Origin of the sequence: Nonomuraea sp. NPDC049400 (genome assembly GCF_044466425.1) — a bacterium.
In the GTDB taxonomy this organism is placed as follows: domain Bacteria; phylum Actinomycetota; class Actinomycetes; order Streptosporangiales; family Streptosporangiaceae; genus Nonomuraea.
In genome coordinates, this window is sequence record NZ_JBITMP010000052.1 from 13,035 (window position 1) to 27,652 (window position 14,618).

General features: G+C 71.1%; 14 protein-coding genes. 11 read left to right on the top strand and 3 right to left on the bottom strand.

The genetic code is table 11. From position 1 onward, the window contains the following. Positions 1-39 precede the first annotated feature (39 nt). From ACIBVN_RS48550 to ACIBVN_RS48585, 8 genes are all read left to right on the top strand, one after another. Complete coding sequence (locus tag ACIBVN_RS48550) at positions 40-1,209, top strand: cytochrome ubiquinol oxidase subunit I (RefSeq protein WP_397147598.1); 1,170 nt, start codon at positions 40-42, stop codon at positions 1,207-1,209. Positions 1,210-1,220: 11 nt separating this feature from the next. Next, positions 1,221-1,985 (top strand): cytochrome d ubiquinol oxidase subunit II, encoded by a 765-nt coding sequence (locus tag ACIBVN_RS48555; RefSeq protein WP_397147600.1) that lies wholly within the window; start codon positions 1,221-1,223, stop codon positions 1,983-1,985. Between the two features lie 6 nt (positions 1,986-1,991). Next, positions 1,992-3,785: a thiol reductant ABC exporter subunit CydD gene (gene cydD, locus ACIBVN_RS48560; protein WP_397147602.1), complete on the top strand. Its 1,794-nt coding sequence runs from the start codon at positions 1,992-1,994 to the stop codon at positions 3,783-3,785. Then, positions 3,782-5,503: a thiol reductant ABC exporter subunit CydC gene (gene cydC / locus ACIBVN_RS48565; RefSeq protein ID WP_397147604.1), complete on the top strand. Its 1,722-nt coding sequence runs from the start codon at positions 3,782-3,784 to the stop codon at positions 5,501-5,503. Before cydD ends, cydC begins: the two co-directional genes overlap by 4 nt. Positions 5,504-5,586: 83 nt before the next feature. Continuing rightward, positions 5,587-6,210, top strand: coding sequence for a hypothetical protein (locus ACIBVN_RS48570; protein ID WP_397147606.1), 624 nt, complete (start codon positions 5,587-5,589; stop codon positions 6,208-6,210). Next, positions 6,207-6,530, top strand: coding sequence for a transcriptional regulator (locus ACIBVN_RS48575; RefSeq protein WP_397147608.1), 324 nt, complete (start codon positions 6,207-6,209; stop codon positions 6,528-6,530). Before ACIBVN_RS48570 ends, ACIBVN_RS48575 begins: the two co-directional genes overlap by 4 nt. After that, a complete protein-coding gene (locus ACIBVN_RS48580; protein ID WP_397147610.1) occupies positions 6,527-7,408 on the top strand; it encodes an ABC transporter ATP-binding protein in 882 nt (293 codons plus the stop codon). Before ACIBVN_RS48575 ends, ACIBVN_RS48580 begins: the two co-directional genes overlap by 4 nt. Beyond that, the gene (locus ACIBVN_RS48585) at positions 7,401-8,141 is read left to right on the top strand and encodes an ABC transporter permease (RefSeq protein ID WP_397147612.1); all 741 of its coding nucleotides are present in this window, start codon (positions 7,401-7,403) and stop codon (positions 8,139-8,141) included. The genes ACIBVN_RS48580 and ACIBVN_RS48585 overlap by 8 nt, the downstream gene beginning before the upstream one ends. Before the next feature lie 32 nt (positions 8,142-8,173). Here the strand turns inward: ACIBVN_RS48585 and ACIBVN_RS48590 are convergent, their stop codons facing one another. Next, the gene (locus ACIBVN_RS48590; protein ID WP_397147614.1) at positions 8,174-9,544 is read right to left on the bottom strand and encodes a pentapeptide repeat-containing protein; all 1,371 of its coding nucleotides are present in this window, start codon (positions 9,542-9,544) and stop codon (positions 8,174-8,176) included. A 106-nt stretch (positions 9,545-9,650) separates the two neighbouring features. On the opposite strand from ACIBVN_RS48590, the gene ACIBVN_RS48595 reads away from it, so the two are divergent. From ACIBVN_RS48595 to ACIBVN_RS48605, 3 genes are all read left to right on the top strand, one after another. Then, positions 9,651-11,342, top strand: a complete 1,692-nt coding sequence (locus tag ACIBVN_RS48595; protein ID WP_397147616.1) for an ExeM/NucH family extracellular endonuclease — start codon at positions 9,651-9,653, stop codon at positions 11,340-11,342. 98 nt (positions 11,343-11,440) lie between these two features. After that, positions 11,441-11,617, top strand: a complete 177-nt coding sequence (locus ACIBVN_RS48600; RefSeq protein ID WP_397147618.1) for a hypothetical protein — start codon at positions 11,441-11,443, stop codon at positions 11,615-11,617. An 85-nt stretch (positions 11,618-11,702) separates the two neighbouring features. Next, positions 11,703-12,068 carry a thioredoxin family protein gene (locus ACIBVN_RS48605; RefSeq protein ID WP_349450233.1) on the top strand — a complete coding sequence of 122 codons (366 nt, stop codon included), beginning with the start codon at positions 11,703-11,705 and terminating at the stop codon, positions 12,066-12,068. On the opposite strand, the gene ACIBVN_RS48610 is transcribed toward ACIBVN_RS48605, so the two are convergent. Both ACIBVN_RS48610 and ACIBVN_RS48615 read right to left on the bottom strand, forming a co-directional pair. After that, positions 12,065-12,841: an SAM-dependent methyltransferase gene (locus ACIBVN_RS48610; protein ID WP_397147620.1), complete on the bottom strand. Its 777-nt coding sequence runs from the start codon at positions 12,839-12,841 to the stop codon at positions 12,065-12,067. The two genes, ACIBVN_RS48605 and ACIBVN_RS48610, sit on opposite strands and share 4 nt — an antisense overlap. 333 nt (positions 12,842-13,174) lie before the next feature. Further along, positions 13,175-14,512, bottom strand: a complete 1,338-nt coding sequence (locus ACIBVN_RS48615) for a class II 3-deoxy-7-phosphoheptulonate synthase (protein WP_397147622.1) — start codon at positions 14,510-14,512, stop codon at positions 13,175-13,177. Positions 14,513-14,618 lie beyond the last annotated feature (106 nt).

Sequence of the window (14,618 nt, forward strand, 5' to 3'; positions counted from 1 at the left end):
GTCTATATGTAGATAGGCATAACAACCCACGGAGTCGTGATGGATGTACTCGAACTGGCACGCGCGCAGTTCGCGGTGACGGGCAGCCTGCACTTCCTGTTCGTCGTGCTCACCCTGGGCCTGGCGCCGCTGGTGGCGATCATGAACACGCGCTGGGTGATCTCCGGCAAACCGCTGCACGAGGCGATGACCCGCTTCTGGGGGCAGGTCTACGTCGTCAACTACGCGCTGGGCATCGTGACCGGGCTGGTGATGGAGTTCCAGTTCGGCCTGTCGTGGAGCGGCCTGTCCCACTATGCGGGCGACGTGTTCGGCGCGCCGCTGGCCATGGAGACGCTGGTGGCCTTCTTCCTGGAGTCCACCTTCCTGGGCCTGTGGATCTTCGGCTGGGGGCGGCTGCCCAGGCGGCTGCACCTGGCGTGCATCTGGCTCGTGACGCTGACGGCGTACGCGAGCGCGTTCTACATCATGGTCGCCAACTCGTTCCTGCAGAACCCGGTCGGCTCCGTCGCCCGCGGCGGCCGCCTGGAGCTGGTGGACTTCGGCGCCCTGCTCACGAACAAGGCGCTGATCTTCTCCTTCCCGCACGTCATCGGGGCGGGCCTGTTCACGGGGGCCATGGTGCTGGTGGGCGCGAGCGCGTACCAGCTGAGGCGCCGCACCGAGCACGTGGAGTTCTTCACCAGGTCGCTGCGGACCGGCGTGGTCGCCGCGGCCATCGGGATCTTCCTCACGATCGGGTTCGGGTACGCGCAGTTCGCCGGGGTCCAGGAGGGCAAGTGGGACGGCAACCTGGGTGCGGCGCTCCCGCTCGGGATCATGATCGAGTTCGGGCACCTGCTCGCGCTGGTCGTGCTGTTCGTGATGCTCCCGATGGTCCGGGTGCTGCACAAGTGGCGGTGGACGCATCCGCTGCTCATGCTGATGACGCCGCTGCCGTTCATCCTCGCGATCATGGGCTGGATGGCGCGGGAGGTCGGCCGGCAGCCGTGGATGATCTGGGAGAAGCTCACCGTGGCCGACGCCATGTCGCCCGGGCTGACCTCGGGCATGATCACGGGCTCTTTCGTGGCGTTCGCCGGCGTGCTGGGGCTGCTGGCGGTCGTCGACTACGTGCTCATCGCCAAGATCATCCGGCGCGGGCCGCGCGACCTCGCCCTGGGCGCCGCTCCCGCCGATGAGTCCCGTTCCCCCGCGCTGAGCTACTGAGGTGTGCTGACATGGAAATGATCTGGTTCGTCCTCTTCGCGCTCCTGCTGGCCGGATATTTCGCCCTCGAGGGGTTCGACCTGGGGGTGGGGCTGCTGCTGCCGCTGCTGGGCAGGACCCGCGAGGGCCGCGACCGCATGGTGGCCGCGATCGCGCCGTACGTGCTGGCCAACGAGGTGTGGCTGGTGGCGGTCGCCGGCGCGCTGTTCGGGGTCTATCCGCTGCTCGAGGGCGAGGTGCTGTTCGAGCTGTACCCGCTGGTGGTGGCCATGCTGCTGAGCTGGGTCGTACGGGACGCGGGGCTGTGGTTCAGGCGCCGGCTGGACGGGTTCAGGTGGCGGGGGTTCTGGGACGCGATGATCGCGTTCGGGTCTCTCGGGCTGTCGTTCGGCTGGGGCATGGCGATCTACGCGGCGGCCACGGGGTTCGATGCGCCTGCCGTGCACCCGGTGGGGGTGATGCTGGGGGCGGTCGTGACGCTGCTGTTCGCCTTCCACGGGTGGATGTTCCTGGCGTGGCGGACGCCCGGCGCCTTCGGCGCGTCCAGGTCGGGGCGTGCCCTGGCGGTGTCGGCGTTCGTGGCGGCGCTCCCGGCGCTGGGGGTGCTCGTTGGTGCGATGCCGTACCTGCTGGACCACAGCGCGCCCCCGGCTACGTTGAATGTGCTCAGTGTCATGGCGCTGCCGTGCGCGCCCATCGTGCTGGGCGCGCAAATATGGGTATGGCGCACTTTCCGCCCAGGGAAGGACGCCTTCCGGCTCCCGTCGTTCTTCTGAGGTCAAGTGCATAAGGATCTCCTCCGGCTCATGCGGGCCGAGCGGTCGGTTCGCCGCCATCTGGCCGTGACCATGGTCGCGGCGGTGCTCGCGGGGCTGCTCGTACTGGTGCAGGCCGAGCTGCTCGCCGGGGTGCTGTCCGGCAGGTTCACCGCCGCCGCCCTGGCCGGGCTGGCGGCGGTGGTGGGCGTGCGGGCGCTGCTCGCCTGGACGCAGGGCGTCTTCGCGGGGCGCACCGCGACCGGCGTCAAGTCGGCGCTGCGCCACCGGCTGCTGGGCCGCCTGCGGGATCTCGGGCCAGGGCGGCTCACCGCCCACCGCTCCGGCGAGCTGGTCACGCTCGCCGGGCGCGGCCTGGACGGGCTCGACGCCTACCTCACGGGCTACCTGCCGTCGATCGCGGTGGCCGGGGTGGTGCCGCTCGCGGTGCTGGTCCGGCTGTTCGCCGCCGACCTGGCCAGCGCGGTCATCGTCCTGGTCACGCTGCCCCTGATCCCGATCTTCGGCGCGCTGGTGGGCATGACCACCAAGGCGGTTACAGAGCGCCAGTTCCTGGCCCTGTCGCGGCTCGGCGGCCACTTCCTGGACGTGGTGCGCGGGCTGCCCACGCTGCGGGCGTTCGGGCGCGCCCGATACCAGGCGGGCGTCATCCAGCAGGTCGCGGACGCGCACCGGAGCGCGACCATGCGGACCTTGCGGGTGGCGTTCCTGTCGTCGCTGGTGCTGGAGCTGTGCGCGTCGCTGTCGCTGGCGCTGGTGGCGGTGCCGATCGGGCTGCGGCTGCTCGGGGGGTCGCTGGATCTGACGACGGCGCTGCTGGTGCTGCTGCTGGCGCCGGAGGCGTACCTGCCGCTGCGGGCGATGGGGACGCGCTTCCACGCCTCGATGGAGGGGGTGGCCGCCGCCGACGCGGCCTTCGCCGTACTCGACGAGTCCGGCTCCGACCCGGCCGATCCGGTACGGCGGCCCGCCCCGGCGCCGTCGGGCAGGGCGCTCCAGGCCGGGGCCCCGGAGATCCGCTTGGAGAACGTGACTGTCCGCTACCCCGGCCGGGACGGCGCCGCGCTGGAGGACGTCTCCCTGACCATCGGCCCGCGCGAACGGGTGGCGCTGGTCGGCGAGAGCGGCGGGGGCAAGAGCACCCTGCTCCACCTCATCCTCGGCTTCATCCACCCGTCGCAGGGCCGGGTCCTCATCGACGGGACGGACCTGCGCGAGCTGGAGCTCGGGAGCTGGCGGGCGCGGCTGGCGTTCGTGGCGCAGCGGCCGCACCTGTTCGCCACGTCGGTGGCCGACAACATCCGGCTCGGGGCCCCCTCGGCCACTCTGGACGAGGTCCGCGGGGCGGCCGCCGCCGCGCACGCCGACTTCGTGGACGGGCTGCCGCAGGGGTTCGACACGGTGGTGGGCGAGCGCGGGACCAACTTCTCGGCCGGTCAGCGGCAGCGGATCGCGCTCGCGCGGGCCTTCTGCCGGCCGAACGCCTCGGCGCTGCTGCTCGACGAGCCCACGGCCCGCCTGGACGGCCGCAGCGAGGCGGCCGTGGTGGCGGCCACCTCGGACCTGGCCCAGGACCGCACGGCCGTCATCGTCGCCCACCGGCCCGCCATGATCGAGCTCGCCGACCGCGTCATCCGCATCCACGAGGGCCGTGTCGTCTCCGACACCGCCACGGAGGGGGCCGCGGCAGTGGAAGGCAGTGGTGTCACCGTGGGAGGTGCGCCGGACTCAGCCCCGCACCATCAACAGCCACCTGATCAGGTGGCAGTGATAAGGCCTGGCGATGGGAGCGGACAGTGAACCGGCGCATGGGGACGCGGCTGGTCTGGGCCGTGCTGTCCGGGGCGGCGGCCGACCTGGCCGGGCTCGGGCTCATCGCCGCCGCCGCATGGCTGATCACCAGGGCTGCCCAGCAGCCGCCCCTGGCCGCCCTGAGCGTGGCGATCGTGGCGACCAGGGCGTTCGCCACCAGCAAGGGCGTCTTCCGCTACGCCGAACGCCTCACCGGCCACGACGTCGCGCTCCGCGCCCAGGCGGGCACCCGGGAACGCCTCTTCCAGGCGCTCATCCCGCCCCAGCAGCCGCGGCACGGCGGCGCCGACCTGCTCAGCCGCATGGTCGACGACACCGAGGCCGTACAGGACCTCCTCGTACGCTGCCTGCTTCCCGCCGCCGCGGCCGCGGCGGCGGGGCTGGCGGCCGTGGCCATCGGGCTGACCGTCCTGCCGGTGACGGCGCTGGTGCTGGTGGCCGGGCTCGTGCTGGCCGGGGTGGTGCTGCCCGCCGGCACGGCCGCCGCCGCCCGCCGCTGGTCGGCCAGGATCGCACCCGCCAGGGCGGCCCTGGCGGGCCGGGTGGCGGACCTGGTGCACGGCTCCGCCGACCTGGCTGCCTACGGCGCCGACGACGACGCGCTGGCCAAGGCGCTGTCCGCCGACGAGTCCCTGGCCGCGCTGGAACGCCGCCAGGCCCGTGTCCACGCCACCGCCCTGGCCGGGGGCACGCTGGTGCAGGGGCTGACGGTGGCGGCCGTCGTACTGCTCGCCCAGGGCGCGGGCGCCGGCTCGGTCGCCACGGCCGTGCTCGCGCTGACCGCCCTGGTGTCGTTCGAGCCGGTGCTGCCGCTGGCCGCGGCGGGCGAGCGCCTGGCCGGGATCACGGCCGCGCTCCGGCGCCTCCGCGACGTCCGCTCCGCCACCCCCGCCGTCACGGAACCCGCGGCTGACGGTCGCGCGCCGCTGCCCGCCTCCCCGCTGACCGTAGATATCGGCGACCTGGTGGTCCGCCACCCCGCCGCCGCCGCGCCGGACGGAACCGCGCCCCGCGGCGACGCGCCGCGCGCTGCGCTGGACGGAGTGTCGTTGATGCTCACCCCCGGCAAGCGGGTCGCGATCGTCGGGCCCAGCGGGGCGGGGAAGAGCACGTTGCTGGCCGCCCTGATGCGGCTGGTCGAGCCCGAGTCCGGCCACATCCGCGTCAACGGCGTCGACGTACGCGACCTCGCCGGCGACGACGTGCGGACGCTCATGACCGGGCTCACCCAGGACCCGTACATCTTCCGCACCACCCTGCGCGACAACCTCCGCCTCGCGGGCCCCGAGGCCGACGACGAGACGCTCGAGCGGGCCGTACGGGATGCCCGGCTCGACGGGTGGGTCGAGCGGACCGGGTGGGACGCGGAGCTGGGCGAGGACGGCAGGACCGTGTCCGGCGGGCAGTTGCAGCGGCTGGCCCTGGCCAGGGCGTTGCTGTACGACCCGCCCGTGCTGCTGCTCGACGAGCCCGCCGAGGCGCTCGACGAGGAGACGGCCGACCGGCTGATGAGCGACCTGCTCGACGTCACCAGGGACCGCACCACGCTCCTCGTCACCCACCGCCTCAGAGGGCTGGAGAACGTGGACGAGATCGTCGTGCTCGACGAGGGCCGGGTCGTCCAGAGAGGGCGGCATGACGAGCTCGTCGCCGTGCCCGGTTACTACCGCGACCTGTGGGAGTCCGAGGTCCTGACCAGGCGCTGAACCACCGCCCGAAGGGAGGGGTTGAGTTGGCGCGGCAATCTGGTTTAAAGTACAAACCAGTTTGAGAGAGTGAGGGGTTTGTGATGGCGAGCGACGACGATCACGTGGCGAGTCCCGAGGAGATGCTGCGTGTCATCGAGGAGCAGAGCGTCGCCACCGCGAGGTGGCTGCACGGAGATCCGCTCCTGCTCTACGTCCCCTGGGGTGTCGCCTGGCTGCTCGGCTTCACCGCGTTCTTCCTGCACTACGGCCTCGACGGCCACCCGTACGCGCCGATCTCCCAGATGCAGGCGCTGGCGGTGCTGATGGGCGCGCAGATCGTGTCCGGGTCGATAGCCGCGTTCGGGATCGTGCGGATGAACAGGGGAGTCCGCGGCGACAGCACGGCCAAGGGCACGATGTACGGGTACGCGTGGTTCGCCGGGATGATGCTCGTCGTCGTCATCGCCACCAGGGTGAGCGCCCTGCTGCCCCCCGAGGAAAGCGGCCTCGTCTGGGGAGGCGCGTCACTCCTGGTCGTCGCGGTCATGCACATGGCAGGGGGCGCGATCTGGCTCAACTGGCCGATGTTCTTCGTCGGCGCGTGGGTCGCGGGCGTCGACGCCGTGGGGGTGCTGCTCGGCGCCGGCTGGCACGCGCTGCTGACGGCCGTGCTGCTGGGCGGCGGCTTCATCGTCGCGGGCCTGTGGCTTAGGCGCTGCCGGTGACCGCGGACAAGTCGCCGCCCGAGCTGGACCCGGTGATCCACGCGCAGGCCAGGCTCCGGGTGGTCGCCGCGCTGAACGTGCTCGGCGAGGGGAGCGAGATGGCGTTCCCGGCGCTGAAGGACCTGCTGGGCATGACCGCGGGCAACCTGTCGGTGCACCTCAGCAAGCTGGAGGACGCCGGATACGTCCAGATCACCAAGACGCACAAGGGCCGCACCCCGGTCACGTTCGTGGCTCTCACCAAGCGTGGACGGCTGGCCTTCGAGGACTACAACAAGGCGATTCGCGCCTTGCTCGACAACGCAGGAGGAATGTCATGACGGTCCTCGCCAGGGCCATCGAGGTCACCCGCCGCTACGGCGACGTGCTCGCGCTCGACGGCGTCTCGCTCGACATCAGGGCAGGCGAGCTGGTCGGGCTGCTCGGCCCGAACGGCGCGGGCAAGTCCACCCTGATCAACCTGTTCGTGGGGCTGCGCCGCCCGACGTCCGGCACGGTCGAGCTGCTCGGCGGCTCGCCCCAGGACCCGGCCGCACGGCGCGGCATCGGCGTGACCCCGCAGGAGACAGGGCTGCCGGAGACGTTACGGGTCGGCGAGATCGTCGACTTCGTGTCCGCGCATTTCCCGAAAAAAGCGGAAAAAGGGGAGCTGCTCGCGCGCTTCGGCCTCGGCGACCTGGTCAAGCGGCAGGTCGGCGGCCTGTCCGGCGGCCAGAAGCGGCGGCTGGCCGTGGCGCTGGCGTTCGCGGGCGACCCGAAGCTGGTCTTCCTGGACGAGCCCACGACCGGCCTCGACGTCGAGGCCAGGCGCTCGCTGTGGGACGGCGTCAGGGCCTTCCACGAGGGCGGCGGCACCGTCCTGCTCACCAGCCACTACCTGGAGGAGATCGAGGCCCTGGCCGAGCGGGTCGTGGTGGTGGGCCACGGCCGCGTGCTGGCCGACGACACCGTACGGGCCGTACGCGACATCGTGGGCGTGCGGCGCGTCTCGCTCGCCGCGGCGGACCTGCCCGAGCTGCCCGGAGTGATCGGCTCCGAACGCGAGGACGGCCGGATCCACCTGATGACCGCCGATCCCGACCGGCTGGTCGTCGAGCTGGTGCGGAGCGGCACGCCGTTCTCCGGGCTCGAGATCAGACCGACCACCCTCGAGGAGGCCTTCCTCGCCATCACCTCGAAGGAGTCCGCGCATGTCTAGTCTGGTCCTCGCGCACACCCGCTACCTCATGCTGGAGCAGATCAGGGTGCCCATCAGCATCCTGGCCAGCGCGTTCTTCCCGGCCGTTTCGATGCTGGCGTTCGTGGTGCCGTTCGCGGGCGGCGATCCCGCGGCCGCCACGACGGCGACGGCGTCCCTGATGTTCTTCGGCGCGATGTCGGGCGCCCTGATCGGGCTCGCCATCAGCGTCGCCCAGGACCGCGAGCAGCCCTGGAACCCCTATCTGCGCACGCTCCCCGCGGGCCCGTTCCCCCGCTTCGCCGGGCGGATCCTCACCACGGTGGCCGTCATGCTGGTCTCGGTGATCCCCGTGCTGCTGCTGGCGGCGTTCTTCACGCAGGCCACGATCACGCCGCCGCGGCTGCTGCTCGGGCTGGTCGCGCTGGTGGTGGGCGGGATCCCGTTCATGCTGCTGGGACTGCTGATCGGCTTCCTGCTGAGCTCGAAGGGCGCCATCGCGGTGTCGCAGATCCTGTTCTTCCCGCTGGCGGTGGTCGGCGGGCTGCTGCTGCCGCCCTCGGTGCTGCCCGGGTTCATCGAGGTCATCTCGCCTTACACGCCGGCCAGGGGCGCGGCGGAGCTGCTCTGGGCGATGACCGCGGGGCACAGCCCGGACCCGGTCGCCCTCGTCATGCTGGCCGTGTGGACCGTCGCCCTGGCGCTCGCGGCCGGCTGGGCCTACCGGCGCGACGAGGGGCGGCGCTTCTCCTGATCGCTTGCTCCCCGGCCCTAAGGCCGAGGCTGTCAGCGGAACATCGGTAAGGCCGGTTGGGGCAGCTCGGCCTGGTGGTCGGCGTGCGAGGCGGACGTCCACAGCACGGCGGCCGCGGTGACCGCCAGCAGCACCGCGAACCAGCCCGCCGCCCGCCCCATGCGCAGGCCGTACCCGCACAGGAGCCAGGAGACCGACAACCACCAGCGGTGGCCGGCCTGGCGGCGCATCTCCATGGCCGCGAACGCGAAGTCGGCCGAGGTGGCGCGGTCGCTGGGCCGCAGCCCGGCGTAGAGCGCGGCCAGCCCGTCGGGCGTGGCGCCGGGCTCGCCCTGCGCCGCCCAGCCGCGCATGGTGTGCTCGTCGGCCAGCGCCCGGCGGCGGGAGAACCAGCGCAGCATCGGCCAGCGCAGGCTCACCCGCACGCCGCGCGGCGTGAGCGCGAACGTGCACTCCTTGACCCGCACCCCCGAGGGATGGGCCAGGCCGGCGAACCTGCACACCGACAGGTCCAGCCCGAACAGCTCCAGACTGCCCGCCTCCACCAGCCGCAGCGACGTCAGCATGGACCTGCCCCGGCCGGTCACGGTGGCGGGGCCGCGCAGCACCGCGCCCTCGAGGTCGGCCTGCGAGTCGGTCAGCCGCAGCGTCGTCGAGCCCGCCACCTCGACGCCGCGCAGATTTACGCCGCACCGCGCCACCGCCACGTCCAGGAGCCCGTCGGCGCGCGCCCTGGCCGCCGACAACCTGCCGGTGGCCGAGAGGTAGGCGTCGGCGGCGAAGTGCGCGCCATCGAACCCGGCGTGCCCGCTGACCTTGCGAAAGGACACGGTACGGCCGAAGCGCGTCCCCCTGAAGGTGGCCCCGTCGCCCAGCCTGGCGCCGTCGAAGGTGGCGTACCCGTCGAACCTGGCCCGCTCGCACGACAGCCCGTGACCGAAGACGGCCTGGCTGAACAGCGCGTCACGGGACATCACAGCCCGGTCGAGCGAGACGTGCCCGCGCACGGTGACGCCGTGGAAGGACAGCTCGCGGGTGAACCTGGCGCCGGCCAGCGACACGTTTCCCTCGAAGCGGGCGCCGAAGAACGAGGCCAGCCGCTCGAACCTGGCCCCGTCGAGGGACACGTCGCCCGCGAACGTCACGCCCGCGAGCCGCACGTCGCCGGTGAACCTGACCCGATCGAGCCGGGCCCTGCCCGGCCTGCCCCCGGTGGCTTCGACGACTCTGGACAGTAGCTCGTTGTTGACAGTCGTGCCGCGCAGGTCGAGCAGGCGGCTCGGGTCCATCTCGTCAAGGGCCTCGGAGAGCTGGTCGGGAGTGAGGTGTGCGAGGCAGAAGCCCGTCGGCCGGCTAGCGATCCCGGTGCAGGCAGCCGAATGCGCGCAGGTGACCCAGTCCATGCACTGGTCATACCCGCGCGATGCCGGTGTCAAGGTTCGATGTTTTAATGTTCTATCCACCTTTATGTGGAAATATGCTGCCCATATAGCCCGTAAAGTGCCGGGCATGCGCGCTTTATCCCGAGCATCCCTGGCTGCCCTGGTTGTGGTGGCCCTATCGGCCTCACCTGCGGCGGCGGACCCGGCGACTCCCTGCGACACCCCGGCCTCCCATCGCATCGCCCAGGTGCAGGGCGGCGGTGAGGCCACCCCGCTGTCCGGCCAGACCGTACGGGTCGAGGGCGTCGTCACCGGCGACTTCCAGCGGACCGACCAGCTCAGCGGTTTCTTCCTGCAGGATCCGCGGCCCGACTCCGACCCCGCGACCTCCGAGGGGCTGTTCGCGTTCGCCAGGGAGTCACTCAAGAACGTCAAGGTCGGCGACCGGGTCCTGGTCACCGGCCGGGCGACCGAGTTCAACGGCTGGACCGAGCTGTCGCCGGTCACCGCCGTGGACGTGTGCGGCACGGGGAGCGTGGCGGCGCAGCCGTACCAGCTGCCCTCCGGCGGCCTTGAGCCGGTCGAGAACATGCTGCTCACGTTCCCGCAGCCGCTGACCGTCAGCGAGCACTACAACCTGGGCCGCTACGGCGAGGTCACGCTCTCCTCCCAGGGGCGGCTCTTCCAGCCGACCGACCGGCCGGGCGTGGACCCCGCACTGAACCAGCGCCGCTCGCTGCTGATCGACGACGGCTCGAGCCGGGAGAACCCGGCGACGCTGCCGCCCGTCGTGCGCACCGGCGATGTCGCGTTCGGGGTCACGGGCGTGCTCGGGTACGGCTTCGGAAAGTACCGGCTCCAGCCCACCCAGCCGATCGACTACAAGAACGCCAACCCGCGCCTGCCCAAGCCGTTCCCGGTGATCGGCAACGTCAAGGTGGCCTCGCTCAACACCCTCAACTGGTTCACCACGCTCGGCTCGCGCGGCGCCACCAACGCCGAGGAGCAGCGGCGTCAGCTCGCCAAGCTGGTGGCCGCCCTCAAGGGGCTCGACGCCGACGCGGTCGCGCTCATGGAGGTCGAGAACAACGGCCAGACCGCGCTCCAGGCGCTGGTGGACGCGCTCAACGCCGAGGTCGGAGCCGGTACGTACGCCGCGCTCACGCACCCGTACCCCGGCACCGACGCCATCCAGGTCGCCCTGATCTACAAGCCCGGCAAGCTCACCCCGGTCGGCGAGCCGAAGGCGTCGCAGGACCCGGTGTTCAGCCGCCCGCCGCTGATCCAGACCTTCCACCGCAAGGGCGGCGGCCAGCCGTTCACCATGCTGGTCAACCACCTCAAGTCCAAGGGCACCTGCCCGTCCGGCGGACCCGACGCCGACCAGGGCGACGGCCAGAGCTGCTGGAACGCCACCCGCGTCAAGCAGGCCCAGGCCCTGCTGGGCATCGTCGAGGACCAGGACCTGCCGAACCCGATCGTGCTCGGCGACCTCAACGCCTACGGCGAGGAGGACCCGATCGACACCCTCGAGGCGGGCGGCCTGACCAGCGTGACCAAGCGGTTCGTGCCCGCGCCGCTGCGCTACAGCTACCTGTTCGACGGGCTGGCCGGCGAGCTCGACCACGCCCTGGTCGGCCGGCAACTGCTCAAGCGGGTGACGAGCGCGACCATCTGGCACATCAACTCCGACGAGCCGCGCATCCGCGACTACAACATGGAGTACAACCCGCCCGGCCTCTACCAGCCGGACGCGTACCGCTCCTCCGACCACGATCCCCTGATCATCGGCCTGACCCTGCCGGGAGGCAAGGGATAAGTCTGAAGAGAGGGGACGGTTTCACGACGTTTCGTTAACTGTCGGCAGGAGAGCAGGCGGCCAAGGGGATCGAGTAGGCCCTGCTGCCCCTCACCTTGGTGGGCGGAGACCTCAACACCCCCCGGCACGATCTCCTGGACCTGCCCCTGCTCCCGTCCCACCGGGACGAGGTGGACACCATCCTCCACACCCCGCCGGTCCCCAGCCGGCCGTCGAGCTCGATCCCGACGTTCTCCGACCATCCCTGTCAGGTGGCGGAGTCCGCGGTGGCATGATCCGTGGCATAGTCAGTGGAATGCCCCGGAGCGGGTAGGGGTTCATACCCATGGATAATTTTCAGCGACGAACGAGGAGCCACTTGTGGCGACCATCGAAGTAACCGAGAAGAACTTCAACGACATCGCCGACAAGGGGATCGTGCTGCTTGATTTCTGGGCGGAGTGGTGCCCGCCGTGCAAGAAGTTCGGGCCGATTTTCGAGCAGGCGTCTGACAAGCATGACGACATCACGTTCGGCAAGATCGACACGGATGCCGAGCAGGGGCTCGCTCAGGGCTTCGACATCACCTCGATTCCGACGCTCATGGCCATCCGTGACGGCATCGTCGTCTTCGCCCAGGCCGGCGCCATCCCGGCGCCCGCGCTCGAGGACCTGATCCGGCAGGTGCGGGCGCTCGACATGGACGCCATCAGGGCCGAGCTCGCCGAGGAGCTCAAGCAGAACTAGGCGTTTCCCGGTTTCCGGCCGACTCCGACGTACCCGAACGTGATCCCGTTGCCCGGCGCGTCCGGGTGGTCGGGGCGCCAGCCGTTCGGGTACGTCAGCCCGGGCTCCTCCAGTTCGTAGCCGTCGAAGAAGCGCAGGATCTCCTCGCGGGTCCTGAGGCTGAGCGCGGCCGTGGCCCTGCGGTAGATCTCGATGGCCTGCGGGGTGGTGTCCGGCGTGTCGTCGATGGCGTGGCTGATCACCAGCCGGCTGCCGGGCGCGCTCACCGCGCGCGCCTTGGCCACCAGGTCGTAGGCCAGGTCGTCCGGGACGAAGTGCAGGATGGCCAGCATCAGGAACGCCACCGGCCGGTCGAAGTCCACCAGGCCGCCCAGCTTGTCCAGCAGCGCGTCGGGCTCGCGCACGTCGGCCTGCAGGACGTCCACGTCGTCGGTCCTGGCCAGCAGGGCTCTGCCGTGCACGCAGACCACGGGGTCGTTGTCCACGTAGATGACGCGCGCCTCAGGGGCGATCTCGTGCGTGTTCCCCTGGGTCGGCAGCCCCGCGCCGAGGTCCACGATCTGCCGCACGCCGGACTCGACCACGTGCCGCACGGCGCGGCGCAGGAACGCCCTGTTCGCGCGGGCGCCCTCCTTGGTGTGGGGGAACGTCTGCAGGATCTGCTCGGCGGCTGCCCGGTCGGCCGCGAAATTGTCCTTGCCGTCGAGGTAATAGTCGTACATACGCGCGACGTTGGGGACGTCGGGGTCCACCCCCTCAGGGGCACTGTCCACGGTTTCTCCCGAAATTTCGCCCTATTTGTGGGCGATCATATCCGCGGAACCCCAAATTTCTGCCGAATTCGATTCTTTTTCGCGTCTCAATGAGACGCACATCACCCCTGCTCAGCGCTTTGTATCGGGCCCGCTCCATTCCGTCCCGCCGTGACGCGTGACCCGCCCTGTGGCGGCCCTGTCAGGGGTGGCAGGCAGGCGGTCGCGCGGCTCCACGACGCCGGGTCGGCGGGGTGCGGTGGTGTGGCGGTGCTCGCCCCGAGCGGTGCGTCCGCTCGGGGCGGGTCGGTCAGCCGCGGTAGTCAGCCGGGTCTTGCCGTGGGGTGGGCCGGGTCAGCCGCGGTAGAGCTCGGCGACGCGGAAGGCGAGGTCGAGGGACTGGCTGCGGTTGAGCCGGGGGTCGCAGGCTGTCTCGTAGCGGGTCGCGAGGTCGCCCTCCACGATCTCGTGCCCGCCGCCGACGCACTCCGTCACGTCGTCGCCGGTGAACTCGATGTGGATGCCGCCGGGATGCGTCCCCAGCGACCGGTGCACCTCGAAGAAGCCCGCCACCTCGTCCAGCACGTCGTCGAGCCGGCGCGTCTTGTGCCCGCTGGGCGCCTCGAACGTGTTGCCGTGCATCGGGTCGCAGATCCAGGCCACCTGTGCCCCCGTGGCCGTGACCTCCTTGACCAGGGCAGGCAGGTGCTCGCGGATCTTGGCGGCCCCCATCCGGGTGATGAAGGTGAGCCGCCCCGCCTCGTTGCTCGGGTTGAGCTTGTCGATGAGGGCGAGCGCCTCCTCAGGCGTCGTGGTGGGACCGAGCTTGACGCCGATCGGGTTGCGGATCTTGGCGAAGAAGTCGACGTGCGCCCCGTCGAGCTGGCGGGTGCGCTCGCCGATCCAGACCATGTGCGCCGACACGTCGTACGGCCGCCCCGTACGGGAGTCGATCCGGGTGAGCGCCCTGTCGTAGTCGAGGATGAGTGCCTCGTGCGAGGAGTAGAACTCCACGGTGTGGAACTCCTCGGGATCGGCGCCGCAGGCCCGCATGAACGCGAGGGCCTGGTCGATCTCCCTGGCCAGCTGCTCGTAGCGGCGCCCGGCGGGCGACTCGGCCACGAAGTCCTGGTTCCAGGCGTGCACCTGGCGCAGGTCCGCGTAGCCGCCCTTGGTGAACGCGCGCGCGAGGTTGAGGGTCACGGCCGAGGAGTGGTACGCCTTGAGCAGCCGCCACGGATCGGGCCTGCGCGCCTCGGCGGTGAAGTCGAACCCGTTGACCATGTCGCCCCGGTAGGCCGGCAGCTCGACCCCCTCGCGGGTCTCGGTGCCCTTGGAGCGCGGCTTGGCGAACTGTCCCGCGACCCGGCCGATCTTCACGACCGGCACCTTGCCCGCGTACGTCAGCACGATCGCCATCTGCAGCAGCGTCTTGAGCTTGTTGCGCACGTTGTCGGCGGTCGCGCCGGAGAAGGTCTCCGCGCAGTCGCCGCCCTGCAGGACGAAGGCCTCACCGCGGGCGACCGCGGCCAGCTGCTCCTTGAGCTGGTCGCACTCCCCGGCGAAGACCAGTGGGGGCAGACTGCCCAGCTCGGCGACGACCTTGTCGAGCTCGCCGCGGTCGGGCCAGTCTGGCTGCTGCGCCGCGGGGAGGGCTCGCCAGGAATCGAGATCCACGAGATTGCTGCTCACGAGATACGAGGGTAATCCACTGGCTCCGCCCTGCCGACCGTGTTGTCCACGTTTTGGCACACCCCGGCGGGTGAGAACGGTGTTTCCCGGCCGAAGCCGGGCCATA